The organism is Acinetobacter lwoffii, assembly GCF_024129115.1.
Taxonomy (GTDB): Bacteria; Pseudomonadota; Gammaproteobacteria; order Pseudomonadales; family Moraxellaceae; genus Acinetobacter; species Acinetobacter lwoffii_T.
In genome coordinates, this window is record NZ_JAMXXO010000001.1 from 42,113 (window position 1) to 57,028 (window position 14,916).

Genomic DNA, 14,916 nt, shown 5'->3' on the forward strand with positions numbered 1-14,916 from the left:
CAATAGATAAAAAAGAATCCAGGAGAGATCATCCACTGGATTCTTTTTTTGAGCCGTTGAGCTAAATCTTTCAAATACAGATTTATAGCCAGGTCTTGGTGTCGTCTGCGACTGCCGTGCCTTGGGTCACATGCATGATCATGGCATGAGCAATACTGCCTTTAAACGGAATTTCAGGCAGCTGATCGAATTTAAAGAATTGTGCATCGCTAATTTCTTCTTCCTGCAACTGTAGCTCACCACCAGCATATTCTGCCTTGAAGGCAATCATCAGGTTACTTGGAAACGGCCAAGGCTGGCTGGCCAGATACTGGATATTCTTGAGCTGCAGACCGACTTCTTCCAGCGTTTCACGACGTACTGCATCTTCCAGAGTTTCACCCACTTCAACAAAACCGGCAATCAGGCCATACATGTGGCTTTTGGTATTGCGCGCGTTTTTGGCTAGCAAAATCTCGTCTTTGCCTTTGGTAATAACAGTAATAACGCAAGGCTGTACCCGTGGATATTGACGGTAGTTGCAGGATGGGCAGACCATGGCATATTCAACAGCATGCGCTTCAGTCGCTGTACCGCAATGACTACAGAATTTATGGTTACGGCGCCATTCTAAAAGTTGTACCGCACGACTGGCCTGTTCGAATTGCTGGGTATTCCAGAACTGTAACAGCTGACGGATAGGAACCAGTTGCAAGCCTGCAGGAATTGACTCATCGGAAAGGAGGTCACGGGCAATCACCTGATCACCCGTGTGGAGTAGCAAATCACTTGCCAAGGCTTCAACCCGTGGAAGTTGAAAGTGTTGATCGACCAGCAGTTGCTGTTGTTGAAAAATATAAGCAAGTGATAATTTGGACATTAGGCAACTATTTTGAGTTTCTCACTACTGTCTAATGCTACCTGAAACATCGCCTGTAATACAGGCTGTTTGTTCTTTAAGTTATCAATCATCATATCGGCACTGGCCAGAGTGTCTAAAGCACGATGAATTTCTTCCGGACTCAATGCAATCGACAGATCAATACGGTTCTTGATGAATTCCGCAGTGGTGGTGAACGCAGTACGAACATGTTCTGCATTCAGGAACAGCATCGCGCCGCCAATCTCACAAAACTGTACCGGAACAGGTTCAAGGGTAGTCAAGTCATGATCTTGCAGGTAATTGCTGAGAATCTGGCTGGAAAGCTCAATTAGAGCCTTGGTTTCAGTGAGTAAAGCAGCGTGTGCTTCATCTAGACGGTCCAGAGAAATATTCATGTTGTTGACGCGCAGCTGCAAGCGGCTCGAAGTATGATGACGTTCCAGCACTCCAATCGAGTTCATGGCAGACAGAATCACATTCATCAACTGCTGGGCAAAGCTGGCATCCTGCATCATCTCCGGCTGGCTCAGTGAAGCGGCCTGACGGGTCAGGTCATGATAGGCTTCATTCAGGTTCAATACCTTGAAGATATTCGCCAGATTATTCAGTTGTGCCTGCAGTTCCTGAGTCTTTTCAGGCGTCATGTTCTGATAGTTGAACTCGATGTCATTACGAATCTGTGCCATTTCCGTGGTCACCAACTCGCTGATGGTATGCATGGTTTCAAAGTCAGGACCATACAGGTGGCGACTGAAGACCTGTAATTGCATATCGGTCAGTAGGTCATCGCCAACATTGAGCTGGCTACGGATAGATTGCGCAGTTTCATCTTCCTGACTGATACACAGGCTAAGAATATTAGCTAAATCTGACAACGAAGCCTTGAAGCTGTCTGCTGAGCTAAAATATTGTGCCATGTTGCGTTCAATGCTCACCAGTGTGCGTAGACGTGGTTCATTAATCAGCAAGTGATCAATATTGTTCAACGCGATATAGACCAGATTCCAGTACTGCTTGCTGTCATGTTGTTCTGCAAGTCCGGCCAGATAAGCCCCCACCAGTTTGATGGCTTGCAAATCCAGTTCACTTTCTTCCTGATTGATCAGCTTGTTGAGTGACAGCTTATACAGACGGTGTACATATTGGGATTTTTCCAGACTTGGTGCCTGTGGCAGCGCAAAATCAGGAGTGACGCAATCTAATAGCGATTCTACATGCTGGCCTTCAGTCGTCAGTGGTTTACCCAAAGCCAGTTCCAAGCGGTTCAGGGTATCCAGCAAAAACTGTGGAATTTTTACTTCACGCAGACAGATGAATTCGATATAGCGTTTCAGCATAGTGGTGCCTTCACTCAAGGCGATCACTTCTTGAGTATTGACCTGCGCCGGATTCCCCATAATCTTGCGCATCAGTTCTGCTGAATATTGAGCGACTTTTGCCAGACTGGACATGTCGATGAGTGCCAGAACTTGGGCGCATTGTTCGAACTGATTTAATGCATCATCAATACCAAAAGGTAAAGTCTGGTCTTCTACCAAGGTGCTTACTGCTGATTCGACTAACTTGATCGAGTTATCAACCTCATTTTTTATTATCAGTAAAGCTGTTGGATCAAAATGTATAGAGGTTTGGTAAGACATGATCTGCACCTTTCCTGGAGTATTATCTATATATGAGCCCCGCTTTAAACTACGGGGCCTCTTTGTATTTACTATAACTGAAGAACGATAGTTTTAAACCTAAAGTATCCTCGGAAATGTAGATTTTATTTCGCGAAAAGGCAAGCAGTTCCATGTTTTTCTTCGAATTGTTTGACCCAATTCTCATGTTCCTGTAATTCCTGTTCTGACGGGAGAATCACCGGTAATTCAATTTCAACTCTGGCCATCCCTGAACGGCTGTTCTGGTCTTCAGACTGGGACAGGGCATCGATATCAAAAGACACCTGTCCACCGGTCATCGCCAGATAAACATCGGACAGGATTTCCGCATCGAGCAAGGCACCGTGGAAAGTACGGTCACGTTGTGGAATCTCGTAACGGCGCACTAAGGCATCTAGCGAGTTTTTCTGACCGGGATGCTTGGACTTGGCCAGTGCCAGGGTATCGGTGACGTCACAGACTTCGGAGAGCGTTTTAAAACCTGCGCGTTTGAATTCCATATCCAGAAAGTTCATATCGAAGGTCGCGTTATGCGCAATAATTTCCGCGCCGTGTAAATAGTCAAACAGCACTTGAGAAATTTCTTCAAACAGCGGTTTGTCTTGCAGGAATTCGTCGGTGATCCCGTGGACATTGACAGAATCACCGACCGGTGTTTTCGGATTGATATAGATATGAATCGAACTGCCGGTCAGTTTGCGGTTAATCATTTCTAGCGCGCCAACTTCAATAATCCGGTCACCATCCTGATAATAAAAACCGGTGGTTTCGGTATCCAGAATCAGTTGTCGTGGGCCATGCAGCTGTAGCTTTGCTGGTGTAATGACAATTTGCGGATGTAGCTCAGTCGAGGCAGATGATTCTGAAGATGAAGCATCTTCATTGCTGTCCGTTGCTAAAACTTCAGTCTGTACAATTTCTTCAACCATCACTTCAATGATGGTTTCGGGCAGTTCTTCCAGCTCTTCTTCTTCGCTCTCGGCCAGATCCAGGCCGAAAGGATCATCTAGCAACCAGTCGGGTTCAGATTTTTTTTTATCTTCAGAGATTGAAGGGCTTTGCTTGGATTTTTTCAGGGTTTCATCAGCACCCAGATTGGCCAGCTGATCGGCCATTTCATTGCCCGGATGTCCAGCATGACCTTTGACCCAGTGCCATTCGATCTCACGTCCCTGACAGACTTCATCGAGTTTTTGCCAAAGATCCGGATTTTTGACATCTTTCCAGTTTTTCTTTTTCCAGCCATGAATCCATTCGGTAATGCCTTGTTTGACATACTTGGAATCGGTATAGATCACCAGTTTGTCTTGCTTGTCACAAAACAGAATCCCTTCAATCGCAGCCGTCAGCTCCATGCGGTTATTGGTAGTATGATCTTCACCGCCATAAATTTTGTGTTCTTGTTGGCCATTAACAATGTACGCACCCCAACCGCCTAAACCCGGGTTGCCGCGACAGGCGCCATCAACATAAAGTGTGATAGTGTGTGACATAGATGAAATCCGATCAAAATAGAACAAGCTGGAAGGCTTATTGTATAGCGCAAATGCAGTCGATCAATCTATATGTCCGGGATTTTTTAATTTCTTGTAACATTTAACGTGAAATCGCGGTAAATTATTGGCTTGAGTCTTCGACATGCTTCACTACAATGGCATATCTAAAAAATAAATTTATATACGAGTTGTTTGGATTTCTTTATGTATAAACCAACCGCAATTTTGTGGCAGCCGACATTACCTACATTTTTAAAATATTCTGTACTGGGAACTGCGCTTGCTTCTCTAGGACTGACGGGCTGTTCATCTACACAAAGTGCGACCCAAACAGCATCAAGCAAGCAAGTTGGATCACAATATCTGGATGCCAGCAGTCTGGATGGACTGGAAGATTTACTCTCTGCAACGGATATGCGTGCAGTCGAAGGTGACCGTTTACAGATTCTGAAACATGGTGATGTCTGGAAACGCATGACCGTGGGTTTCAAGATGGACCTAAGTGTCTGGAATCCGCGGATTGATGCGCAGCGTGGCTGGTTTATTTCACGTCAGCCTTATCTGGATCGCTTAAGTGCGCGTGCATCACGTTATTTATATTACACGGTAAAAGAAGCAGAACGCCGTGGTATGCCGACCGAGTTGGCGCTGTTACCGATTATCGAAAGTTCTTATGATCCGGCTGCGACCAGTAGTGCGGCGGCGGCAGGTTTATGGCAATTTATTCCAAGTACCGGCCGTATTTATGGTTTAAAGCAGACCTCATTATACGATGGTCGCCGTGATGTAGTGGAATCGACCCGTGCAGCCTATGAATTTTTAGGCAGTCTGTATAACCAGTTTGGTTCCTGGGAATTGGCGCTTGCTTCTTATAATGCAGGCCCAGGACGTATCCAGCAGGCAATTAACCGTAATAAAGCCGCAGGTCTGCCTACCGATTATTGGTCATTGAAACTGCCACAAGAAACCATGAGTTACGTGCCACGTTTCCTGGCGGTTGCACAAATTATTAAAAATCCGGGCAGTTATGGGGTGAGTTTGCCACCGATTGCCAACCGTCCGCATTTCCGTGAAGTGCCAGTGGGCGTTGCCAGTTTAAATGAAATTGCAGCCATCACTGGTCTAAGCCGTGCAGAACTGTATCAATTAAACCCGGGTCATCGTGGTGATCATATTGACCCTGCAAGTCCGCGCCGTATTCTGATTCCAGCTGATTTAAGTCCTTCAGTCGATGAAAAGCTGAAAAAATTATCCGGTTCAGGTGGTTTATGGGCGAGTAACACGAACAGCCTGCCGCGAAATACGACGACAGGGGTGCCAACCAAAGCAGCACCGCCAGAATTAAATACGAAAACGATTACGCCTTCTAAACAGACGCCGCCAGCGGTTGTTAGTAATCAGCCTGCAACGACCGTTGCTAAAACAACGACTCCGGCTAAAGCTACAAGTACGCCACCTGTTGTCACAGCAGCGGTAAGTACCGCGACAACGGCAAATACTGTAACGAAGACTACGAAAAAGATTTCGACGCCTCTAGGCTCATCTGCCTTGGCCAGTTTTGCGGCACAAAGTGATTTGCCAATTCCAAGTGCGCCGCGCATTCCGGTAGCTGTAACACCTGCAGCGCCAGCGAAACAGATTCAGGTCGAACCACCGATTTCGGCAGCTGAGCGTCAGCAAGTTCAGCAGGTGGCCACTGCACAGGATATTCAGAAAACTGTAGATGAAATTCTGCAGCCTGTCGCAACACCGGCAGAACAGGCCCAAGTGGTTGAAGAGCTGAAAGCATTGGCACCGGCAGGCACAGAAATTGTTGATCCTTATGACGGTAAAATCAAGCTGACTGCCATTCAAACCAGCCTGTCTGTGGCTGAGCAGCAAGGTAAAGAACTCACCAAAGGCTTCTCTTATCCAAAAGAAGTTGCTGACAATACCACTGCGAATTCGGTTGAAGCCAAGCTAAATCAGGGTAAAAATTACGTCAAGACGGATTCTGAAGTGGTGGTAGTCGCTCCAAAAGGCAAACGTAGTACCTATAAAGTTATCGCTGGTGATAATCTGGCCCTGATTGCGGCTAAAAATGGCGTGAACTGGCGTGATGTGGCGAAATGGAACCAGATTGATCCAAATTCTCCGCTGTATGTGGGTACCACCATTTATCTGTATGATGCCAAACCGGTACAGGAAGCCAGCAAAGCCAAAGAAAAGCCGGAAACTTATGTGGTTCAGGCCAATGACTCTCTGACTAGCGTAGCGAATCAGTTTGGTTTTAGCGTGAAACAACTGGCTGATTTTAATGGACTGAGTACCAATAGCGGTCTGTTTGTTGGGCAAAAGCTGTCACTGAAAGAAACGGTTGCCTCTAAATCTAAAGCTGAAGAGATTAAAAAAGCTGAAACTGCCAAGGTTCAGACCAAATCTTATACGGTGAAACGCGGTGAATATCTGAAACTGATTGCCGATCGTTACGGGCTTTCAAATACCGAACTGGCATCATTAACGTCGGGTCTGACTGCCGGTAGCAGTCTGATGGTGGGACAGAAAATCAATGTACCACTTCAGGAAGTTGAAGGGCTAACAACATCTAACCAGAAAACTGAACAGAAGTTTGAAAATGTTAAAGTCGATCAGACTGCAACTGAAAACTATCAGGTCAAACGCGGTGAAACACTGTATAGCATTGCCAGTCAAAGCAAGCTGAGTGTCTCTGAACTGGCTGCACTGAATGGGTTGTCTGCCAATAGTGGTTTACGTATAGGTCAGACCATCAAGATTCCAGCCGGCAGTCAAATCCCTGAAACCTATACGGTTCAATCGGGTGATACGCTGACCGGTATTGCCGCAAGATATAATTTGTCAATGGACCAGGTGGCGAGCCTGAATGGCATGTCACGTAATGCAGGTTTGCGAGTGGGGCAGCGTCTGAAACTGAGTGGTGACGTGACAGAACCGGTAAGTGAAGTGGTCGCGGAAACTGCGGTCAAGAATACAAAATCGGATTCGCATGTGGTGAAGTCAGGGGAAACCTTAAGCTCTATTGCACGTCAGTATCATTTACAACTGCAATATCTGGCAGATTTGAACGGCCTGAATACCAATAGCACAGTGCGTATTGGTCAGCGTTTAAAAATTGAGGGTGACTTTCCGGCAGATAAAAAAGTTGAAGGCGTGAAAGTGGCAGCTAAGCCTGTAGCTTCTAAGGCAACTGAATCCTATACGGTAAAATCCGGTGAATCCCTGAATGTAATTGCCAGCCGTTTAGGCATAAGCGTGACCGACCTGGCTCAGTTAAATAATCTGAGTCCACGCGCAGGATTGCGTGTCAGTCAAACCATTCAGATTCCAAAACTGGTGACGGATTATAAAGTCAAACGCGGTGATACCTTAATCGGTCTGGCTTCACGTTATGGTCTGAACAGCAATGAACTGGCGGAAATGAATGATCTCAAACCAAATACACAATTGCGTATTGGTGATGTGATTAAAGTGCCGAATTAATGAATGGATCATGAGATTCGCGCATTTATTTAAAACTTTCAGGTTGATCTGGCTAGCCCCGCTGCTCGTAAGTAGCAGTTGGGCAGCCCTGATCACCACCCCATATATTGCACTACATAGCCAGCCGAAATATGCCCAGGCCAAATCCCTGCCTTATGCCAATCCGCAAGCAACGAAAGGCGGTACGCTGATTCTAGCAGCTGATGGCAGTTTCGATAATTTAAACAGCATGAATGGCAAGGGCAATGTCACTGAAGGGGGCAACTATATTTTTGACAGTTTGCTGTCCAAGTCACTGGATGAGCCCGGTGTGTACTATCCCTTGCTGGCGGAAAAAGTCAGTTTTGACCCCAAGAAAACCGCCTTTATTATTTTTCATTTAAATCCGAAAGCACGGTTTAGTAATGGCCAGCCGGTAACTGCACAAGATGTCAAATACAGTTTTGAACTGTTTCAGACCCAGTCCAATTTTGGCCTGCAGATGTATTTGGCTGATTTAAACCGGCTGGAAGTCCTGTCACCTTTACAGGTCAAAATGCATTTTAAATCCGGACATAATCCGGAAATGGCGATGATTGTCGCGCAGATGCCCATTTATTCTAAACAGGAATGGCAAAAACGTAATTTTAAAGAATTGACGCTGAAACCGATGCTGGGTTCAGGGCCTTATGTCATTGAACACATAGATGCTGGACGTAGTATTAGCTACAAACGCAATCCCCGATACTGGGGCAAAGACTTGATGGTCAATCGCGGGCGTTATAATTTTGACCGGATCAAGTATCGTTATTATCGTAGTCCTGAAATCAAGTTTGAAGCTTTCAAGTCAGGCCAATTTACCTTGCATGAGGAAAAACAGGTCAACCGCTGGGTGAAAGACTACCAGTTTCCCGCCGTTCGGCAAGGACAGGTGCAGCGTTACCGCTTTCAGCATCACAACCCGATTCCGACCCAGAGTCTGATATTCAATACCCGCCGTCAGCCTTTTGCCGATATCCGTTTCCGCCAAGCCTTGAGTTTTGCCTATGACTTTGAATGGCTGAATAAAGCCATGTTCTATGGTGAATATCAGCGCCTGAACAGCTTTTTTTCCAATAGCGAGCTTGCATCTCATGGACGGCCAGGCATTCAAGAACTGCACATTTTAAAACCCCATTTAAAGCAGCTTGATCCGGTTCAACGTCAGGCTGTACTGCAGGACTGGAAATATCCTCAGTCAGATGCCTCCGGTTTTAACCGGAACAATCTGTTAAAAGCCCGTCAATTGCTATTAAAGGCAGGCTATCGTTATCAACAGGGGAAGTTGGTCAATGCTGCGGGTCAACCGGTACAGATTGAGTTCCTGTTGCATCAGGCGGAGCAACAGCGTGATCTGATGCCATATCTACGTCATTTAAAACGCTTGGGCATTCAGGCCAGCATTCGTATGGTAGAAACCGCGCAATATTATGAACGGCTGCGGAATTATCAGTTTGATATGATGGTTGATACCATGCCGCAATCCCTGACACCGGGGCAGGAGCAGAAACAGTTCTGGGGCAGTCAGGCCGCCACGCAGTCAGGTAATTATAATTATGCCGGTATTCGAAATCCGGCCATTGATGGAGTCATTCAGCAGGTGACTCAAGCTCAAAACCGTGAACAGCTGGTGAATAGTACCCGAGCATTAGACCGTTTACTGCGAGCAGGCTATTATCATATTCTGACTTATGGTACGGGCGAATACTGGTATGCTTACTGGAATATGTATCAGCAGCCGCAACGAAAACCTAAACTCTCCGCCGGGATTGATTACTGGTGGGTCGATGCGGCAAAGGCCAGACATGTGGCTGATTATTTCAAACAGCATTAAGCTCCAAGCCTATCAGGGAGTGCCATGAGCACTTATATTCTCAAACGTCTGTTGCTGATGATTCCAACCTTGCTGATCATTTTGCTGATCAATTTCATGGTGATCCAGCTGGCACCCGGTGGTCCGGTGGAGCAGGCGATTTATCAGGCGCAACAGGTTAATAGTTTGGCGCATACCGGATTGCAGTATCAGGGAAAGCAAGGCCTCACACCGGAGATGCTTGAGAAGATCAATATCCAGTACGGCTTTGACCAGCCGCTGCATATTCGATTTTGGGAAATGCTAACGCGTTATGCGCAGTTTGATCTGGGGCAGAGTTTTTTCAAAGACAAGCCTGTGACTGAGCTCATCTGGGAGAAATTGCCCATATCGCTTTCTTTAGGTCTGTGGAGTACCTTGCTGATTTACCTGGTTTCCATTCCTTTAGGAATCAGAAAAGCCCGAAAACATGGCAGTCTATTTGATCAGACCACCTCTCTAATGTTAGCCGTAGGCTATGCCATTCCAGCCTTTATTTTTGCCATTTTACTCATCGTCTTTTTTGCTGGCGGGTCTTATCTGCAATGGTTTCCCTTGCAGGGAATTCGCTCTGAAAATTTTGCTGAACTCTCATTCTTTGCGAAAATTCAGGATTATTTCTGGCATATGGCCTTGCCGCTGTTGGCCATGGTGCTCGGCGGATTTGCCAGTTTGACCTATCTGGTCAAATTTTCCTTTGTTGAAGAGCTGAGCAAGCAATATGTCCTGGCTGCACGGGCAAAAGGTTTAACTGAATATGCAGTGCTATATCGGCATGTATTCCGGAATGCCATTTTAGTGCTCATCGCAGGTTTGCCCGAAGTTCTGATCGGGGTGTTTTTCGTGGGCAACCTGTTTATCGAGATTATTTTTAATCTGGATGGGTTAGGTGTTTTAGGGTTTGAGGCAATTATCCAGCGTGACTATCCGGTGATTTTTGGTACTTTGTTTATTTTCACCTTGCTCGGTCTGATACTGCGTTTACTCAGCGATTTGCTCTATCAACTGATTGATCCAAGAATTCATTTCAGTTCACGTCGAGGATCACAATAATGTCTTCCTTGATGCAAGTACGCTGGCAACGTTTTAAGCAGCATAAGCTGGGCTTTAGCTGCTTCATTATTTTCAGTGCTATTTTCATCATTTCCTTGGGTGCAGAACTGATTGCTAACGATAAACCCTTGCTGGTGAAATATGATCATGCTTTTTATCTGCCCATCCTGAAATCCTATCCGGAAACCACTTTTGGTGGGGTATTTGAGACAGAAGCAGAATATAAAGATCCTGCCGTACAGCAACTGATTGCAGAAAAAGGCTGGGCGATCTGGCCCATCATTCCGTTTTCCTATCAAACGCCAAATTTTGAACTGGCTGAACCGGTGCCATCGCCCCCGAGTGCGCAAAACTGGCTGGGAACAGATGATCAGGGCCGTGACGTTCTGGCACGGATTCTATATGGCTTAAGGATTTCATTACTGTTTGGTTTTGCACTGACTTTATTGTCTGCGGCGCTGGGAATTTTAGCAGGGGCAATTCAGGGTTATTATGGTGGATGGATTGACCTGATCGGGCAACGCATACTCGAAGTCTGGAGTGGTTTGCCGATGCTGTTTATGGTGATGGTACTGGTCAGTCTGTTTACCCCGAGTATTTACTGGCTGTTTCTGATCATGCTGTTATTTGGCTGGACCACACTGGTGAGTATGGTGCGCGCTGAGTTTTTACGCGCCAGAAATCTGGAATATGTCTGGGCAGCAAAAAGTATCGGGGCCGGGGATGGACGGATCATGTTCAAACATATTCTCCCCAATGTGATAGGTTCTAGCCTGTCACAGTTACCTTTTATGCTAACCGCCAATATTACTGCACTGACAGCGCTGGATTTTTTAGGGTATGGTTTGCCACCCGATTCGGCATCCCTAGGGGAACTCTTGCTTCAGGCCAAAAACAACTTAAATGCGCCGTGGCTGGCATTGTCTGGATTCTTTAGTTTGGTGATTGTACTGAGTTTGCTGATCTATATGGGAGAAGCAGTACGGGATGCTTTTGATCCAAGAAACTAAATCACAAAAATCTTTAACCATAAAAAAATAAGCAGATAAAATTGTGTAAATTTGACAAGACTGATTGTCAATTGTTCTGGCTTACGTTATAAACGAATACAAAATAATAGTAACGTATCAGGACAGATCATGACTCAATTGGCCGATTCCATTCAAATTCGTAATACCACTTTTAAAAATCGCATCATTAAAGGTGCCATGAGTGAAGCACTGGCCAATGATGCCGGCCAGCCCAATCAGGCGCATTTCAAGTTGTATGAAGCATGGGCCGAAGGTGGCTTGGGTTGTGCTATTACGGGTAATGTCATGGTGGATTATCGTGCCAAGAATGAACCGGGGGTCGTAGTGGTAGAAACAGAACGCGATCTGGCGCAGCTCAAAGTCTGGGCCGACGTAGGCAAACAGCATGGCATGGTACAACTGGTCCAGTTGTCGCATCCGGGCCGCCAGTGTCCCAAGGGCCTGAATCAAGAAACGGTTGCACCGTCCGCAGTCCCATTTAGTCCGGCTTTGGCAATGAGCTTTGGAACCCCGCGGGAACTGCGTGAAGATGAAATCCTGGATATTATCCAGCGCTTTGCCACTTCGGCTGCTATCTGTGGAAAAGCAGGATTTGAGGGGGTGCAGTTGCATGGGGCACATGGTTATCTGATTAGCCAGTTTCTGTCACCGCTGACCAATAAGCGTCACGATCAATGGGGTGGTAGTATTGAGAATCGTACCCGTTTCTTGCTGCAAACCTATCAGGCTGTTCGTGCTGCGACTTCGGAAAATTTTATTATTTCAGTCAAGCTGAATTCAGCTGATTTCCAGCGCGGTGGTATTAGCGAAGAAGATGTCATTTATGTCTTTAAGGCGATGGACGCTGCAGGCATTGATATCATTGAAGTGTCAGGTGGTAGCTATGAAGCACCTGCGATGGCCGGCGTGAAAGCAGACAAGCGCAAGGCCTCGACCATTGCTCGTGAAGCCTATTTCCTCGATTTTGCCGAAAAAATCCGTCAGGAAGTGAAGTGCCATATCATGGTCACTGGTGGATTCCGAACTGTTGAAGGCATGAATGCCGCGCTTGACAGTGGTGCTTGTGATTTTGTCGGGATTGCACGTCCCTTTGCGGTAGAACCTGACTTGGGCAATCGTCTGGTTGCAGGGCATGATGTACGTTATGCGGTTGAGAAAATTAAAACCGGTATTCCAATGGTCGACAAAATGGCGATTATGGAAATCATCTGGTATGCCGCGCAGTTTAAAGAAATTGCCAAAGGCAAGCAGCCTAATCCAAAGCTGTCACCACTAAAGGTCTTTTTGCAGTATCTGAAAGGCAATGTCAAAGCGGTGATCAAGGGACAATTAAACTCGCGAAAATCGGCTTAATCTTTATTAAAAAACCGGACACTGCAAATGTCCGGTTTTTTAATTTCTGGCATTTAGGAGTGCTTTAGGAATAATGCATCGCCTGGGTCTGAAAAGGAAATAATAACTGGCTTAACTGACGAGTCGCCCATAAGCCTATTTCTGTGTGATGGATATGCGGCGCAGTATAAGGAATCAGTAAATCAATTTTCTGTTCCGCACCTTCACAGCGCATGAAGCGACTTTTTAACTGATTCAAGCGCTGCTGGTCCATACGGCTCATTGCAAGTTCAATTTTTGCCTGTGATAGGGCTGCACTACGTAACGACAGGCGAGTTGCCAAGCCTGCACCCTGAATCCAGTCTTTAATAATCTGTTTTTCAGTCGCATTAAAGACACCAAACATTTTACCTTCCGGATGATCGATCATTTTCCAGAAGCGGCTTTGTTCTATTGGCGCATCTTTCACTATCCAGCCTTTTTCAATCATGACCTGCAAAAACTCGGCAATCTGGGCAGGATCGGACAACCAGTCATTGATGGTCTTGCCACTAAACTGGCATTTCTGATTATGAATATATTGACCAATCAGCGCTTTATTCTGGAAAACTTTTAAAGCCATCTGCCCAATATCCAGTTCCTTGATGATTTGGGAAGAACTTCTACCAAGGTCATTCAGGACATAGCCTTTTTTAATCAGTTCCAGATAAGTTTCTGGGTTTTCTGCATGATTAAAATGCTGGATAAATGCTTGCAGGGATTTCTGCGCATGACCATTGTGAGCATTATCAATAGTAATGTGCACATTAAAATAATGCGGATCGATACCCAGTTCAGCCAGTTCATAATTGGTGATTAACAAATGCAGTGGTAACTGTTCATAACCGAGATTAAAGCCAATGACCAAAGGTAGATACTTGGCCGGGGCATAAGCCAGTGCCAACTGTACGGCAGCCTGTTCGTAGTAACTATCATCTAAATGCTCGGCATAACTGTTCAGCTCATAATGACTCAACAGGTCCTGATACATGGTGACATGGTTGGCACGCGGATGCCCTAAACCAAGCTCTTCGAGATAGATGTAAATCAAATCTTTCAACTCGGGCTGATTACAGTTTGGCACGGTTGAATACAACCAAGCACCATCGACCAGTTTAACCGGTGCAACTTTCGCCAGGAATTCGAAAGCCTGAGAAACCGTCGGAAAATATTCCCGGGGCTGCTGCTGTTTCCGGCGATTGACATAGGTCTGGAAAGTCGCACAAACCTGATGATGTTGTTCTAAAAGATGCTGTTCAACCTGTGCAGGCTGATCCAACCATCCGAGAGTATCAATATTTAAATTTTTAATCAGATCGCTCAAATAAGATTCGGCTTTTTCGGTTTTGGTATATGTCAAAATTTCAGTATCTTGAAAAAAGTCGACCCAATCCTTAAAGCTTTTAATTTGATAATTATGATTTTTATTTGGCGATAAAGGTAAACTTAGCTCTGTGCTGACGAACATAATCTGATCCTTGCAGATTTCTCTTGATTTACCTTAACGTGCCCTCTAAAAGCAGGGTGTTGAATTTTTGTTCTAATTTATTGGTGTATTGCTTTAAATGAAAATGAACGGATATTTCTATGAATAGAAATGTTAAAACAATACAAATTGTAAAATTAAGAATCGGATGGCAGCCGAAAGAGTGAGGGAGTAATTTGAACAAATGATAAAAACTGGGTTTAAAGATTCGAGAAATAAAATTTGCAAGATAAAAAAAGCCCGAGTCGCAATGCTCGGGCTTTTTGTTGAGATGTTGCCATCTCGAATATGGCGTCCCTACGGGGATTCGAACCCCGGTTACCGCCGTGAAAGGGCGATGTCCTAGGCCTCTAGACGATAGGGACAGTACAGAAGATAAATTTTAAAACCGCTACTTTTAGCTTGAAGTAATGGCGTCCCTACGGGGATTCGAACCCCGGTTACCGCCGTGAAAGGGCGATGTCCTAGGCCTCTAGACGATAGGGACTTAATAAAATGTACTTCTGAAAATTGGCGTCCCTACGGGGATTCGAACCCCGGTTACCGCCGTGAAAGGGCGATGTCCTAGGCCTCTAGACGATAGGGACG

Annotated in this window: 9 protein-coding genes and 3 tRNA genes; 5 read left to right on the forward strand and 7 right to left on the reverse strand. The window is 45.7% G+C overall.

The window, feature by feature from the left end:
- Positions 1–82: 82 nt before the first annotated feature.
- The 3 genes from nudC to dnaQ form a co-directional block, all read right to left on the reverse strand.
- The gene (nudC, locus tag NI470_RS00220; protein ID WP_253147624.1) at positions 83–859 is read right to left on the reverse strand and encodes an NAD(+) diphosphatase; all 777 of its coding nucleotides are present in this window, start codon (positions 857–859) and stop codon (positions 83–85) included.
- Positions 859–2,502: a chemotaxis protein gene (locus NI470_RS00225; protein WP_253147623.1), complete on the reverse strand. Its 1,644-nt coding sequence runs from the start codon at positions 2,500–2,502 to the stop codon at positions 859–861. Before NI470_RS00225 ends, nudC begins: the two co-directional genes overlap by 1 nt.
- Before the next feature lie 125 nt (positions 2,503–2,627).
- A complete protein-coding gene (gene dnaQ, locus NI470_RS00230) occupies positions 2,628–4,016 on the reverse strand; it encodes a DNA polymerase III subunit epsilon (RefSeq protein WP_253147622.1) in 1,389 nt (462 codons plus the stop codon).
- Between the two features lie 207 nt (positions 4,017–4,223).
- Here dnaQ and NI470_RS00235 point away from each other — a divergent pair, with 207 nt between their 5' ends.
- The 5 genes from NI470_RS00235 (at position 4,224) to NI470_RS00255 (ending at position 12,824) form a co-directional block, all read left to right on the forward strand.
- The gene (locus NI470_RS00235) at positions 4,224–7,517 is read left to right on the forward strand and encodes a LysM peptidoglycan-binding domain-containing protein (RefSeq protein WP_253147621.1); all 3,294 of its coding nucleotides are present in this window, start codon (positions 4,224–4,226) and stop codon (positions 7,515–7,517) included.
- 10 nt (positions 7,518–7,527) lie between these two features.
- Positions 7,528–9,369: an extracellular solute-binding protein gene (locus NI470_RS00240; RefSeq protein ID WP_253147620.1), complete on the forward strand. Its 1,842-nt coding sequence runs from the start codon at positions 7,528–7,530 to the stop codon at positions 9,367–9,369.
- A 24-nt stretch (positions 9,370–9,393) separates the two neighbouring features.
- Positions 9,394–10,440: a microcin C ABC transporter permease YejB gene (yejB, locus tag NI470_RS00245; protein ID WP_153566988.1), complete on the forward strand. Its 1,047-nt coding sequence runs from the start codon at positions 9,394–9,396 to the stop codon at positions 10,438–10,440.
- Positions 10,440–11,450, forward strand: a complete 1,011-nt coding sequence (locus tag NI470_RS00250; protein WP_253147619.1) for an ABC transporter permease — start codon at positions 10,440–10,442, stop codon at positions 11,448–11,450. Before yejB ends, NI470_RS00250 begins: the two co-directional genes overlap by 1 nt.
- A gap of 129 nt (positions 11,451–11,579) precedes the next feature.
- Positions 11,580–12,824, forward strand: coding sequence for an NADH:flavin oxidoreductase/NADH oxidase family protein (locus tag NI470_RS00255; RefSeq protein WP_253147617.1), 1,245 nt, complete (start codon positions 11,580–11,582; stop codon positions 12,822–12,824).
- 64 nt (positions 12,825–12,888) lie between these two features.
- On the opposite strand, the gene NI470_RS00260 is transcribed toward NI470_RS00255, so the two are convergent.
- The 4 genes from NI470_RS00260 to NI470_RS00275 form a co-directional block, all read right to left on the reverse strand.
- Positions 12,889–14,310 (reverse strand): iron-containing redox enzyme family protein, encoded by a 1,422-nt coding sequence (locus tag NI470_RS00260; protein ID WP_253147616.1) that lies wholly within the window; start codon positions 14,308–14,310, stop codon positions 12,889–12,891.
- 307 nt (positions 14,311–14,617) lie between these two features.
- Positions 14,618–14,693: transfer RNA gene (locus NI470_RS00265), tRNA-Glu, on the reverse strand.
- 46 nt (positions 14,694–14,739) lie between these two features.
- Positions 14,740–14,815: transfer RNA gene (locus NI470_RS00270), tRNA-Glu, on the reverse strand.
- A 24-nt stretch (positions 14,816–14,839) separates the two neighbouring features.
- Positions 14,840–14,915 (reverse strand) — tRNA-Glu (locus NI470_RS00275).
- Position 14,916: the final 1 nt, after the last annotated feature.

What these genes read in the sequence shown, in the direction of transcription:
- nudC (WP_253147624.1), bottom strand. Translation starts at nt 859, where the DNA reads ATGTCCAAATTATCACTTGCTTATATTTTTCAACAACAGCAACTGCTG.
- NI470_RS00225 (WP_253147623.1), bottom strand. Translation starts at nt 2,502, where the DNA reads ATGTCTTACCAAACCTCTATACATTTTGATCCAACAGCTTTACTGATA.
- dnaQ (WP_253147622.1), bottom strand. Translation starts at nt 4,016, where the DNA reads ATGTCACACACTATCACACTTTATGTTGATGGCGCCTGTCGCGGCAAC.
- NI470_RS00235 (WP_253147621.1), top strand. Translation starts at nt 4,224, where the DNA reads ATGTATAAACCAACCGCAATTTTGTGGCAGCCGACATTACCTACATTT.
- NI470_RS00240 (WP_253147620.1), top strand. Translation starts at nt 7,528, where the DNA reads ATGAGATTCGCGCATTTATTTAAAACTTTCAGGTTGATCTGGCTAGCC.
- yejB (WP_153566988.1), top strand. Translation starts at nt 9,394, where the DNA reads ATGAGCACTTATATTCTCAAACGTCTGTTGCTGATGATTCCAACCTTG.
- NI470_RS00250 (WP_253147619.1), top strand. Translation starts at nt 10,440, where the DNA reads ATGTCTTCCTTGATGCAAGTACGCTGGCAACGTTTTAAGCAGCATAAG.
- NI470_RS00255 (WP_253147617.1), top strand. Translation starts at nt 11,580, where the DNA reads ATGACTCAATTGGCCGATTCCATTCAAATTCGTAATACCACTTTTAAA.
- NI470_RS00260 (WP_253147616.1), bottom strand. Translation starts at nt 14,310, where the DNA reads ATGTTCGTCAGCACAGAGCTAAGTTTACCTTTATCGCCAAATAAAAAT.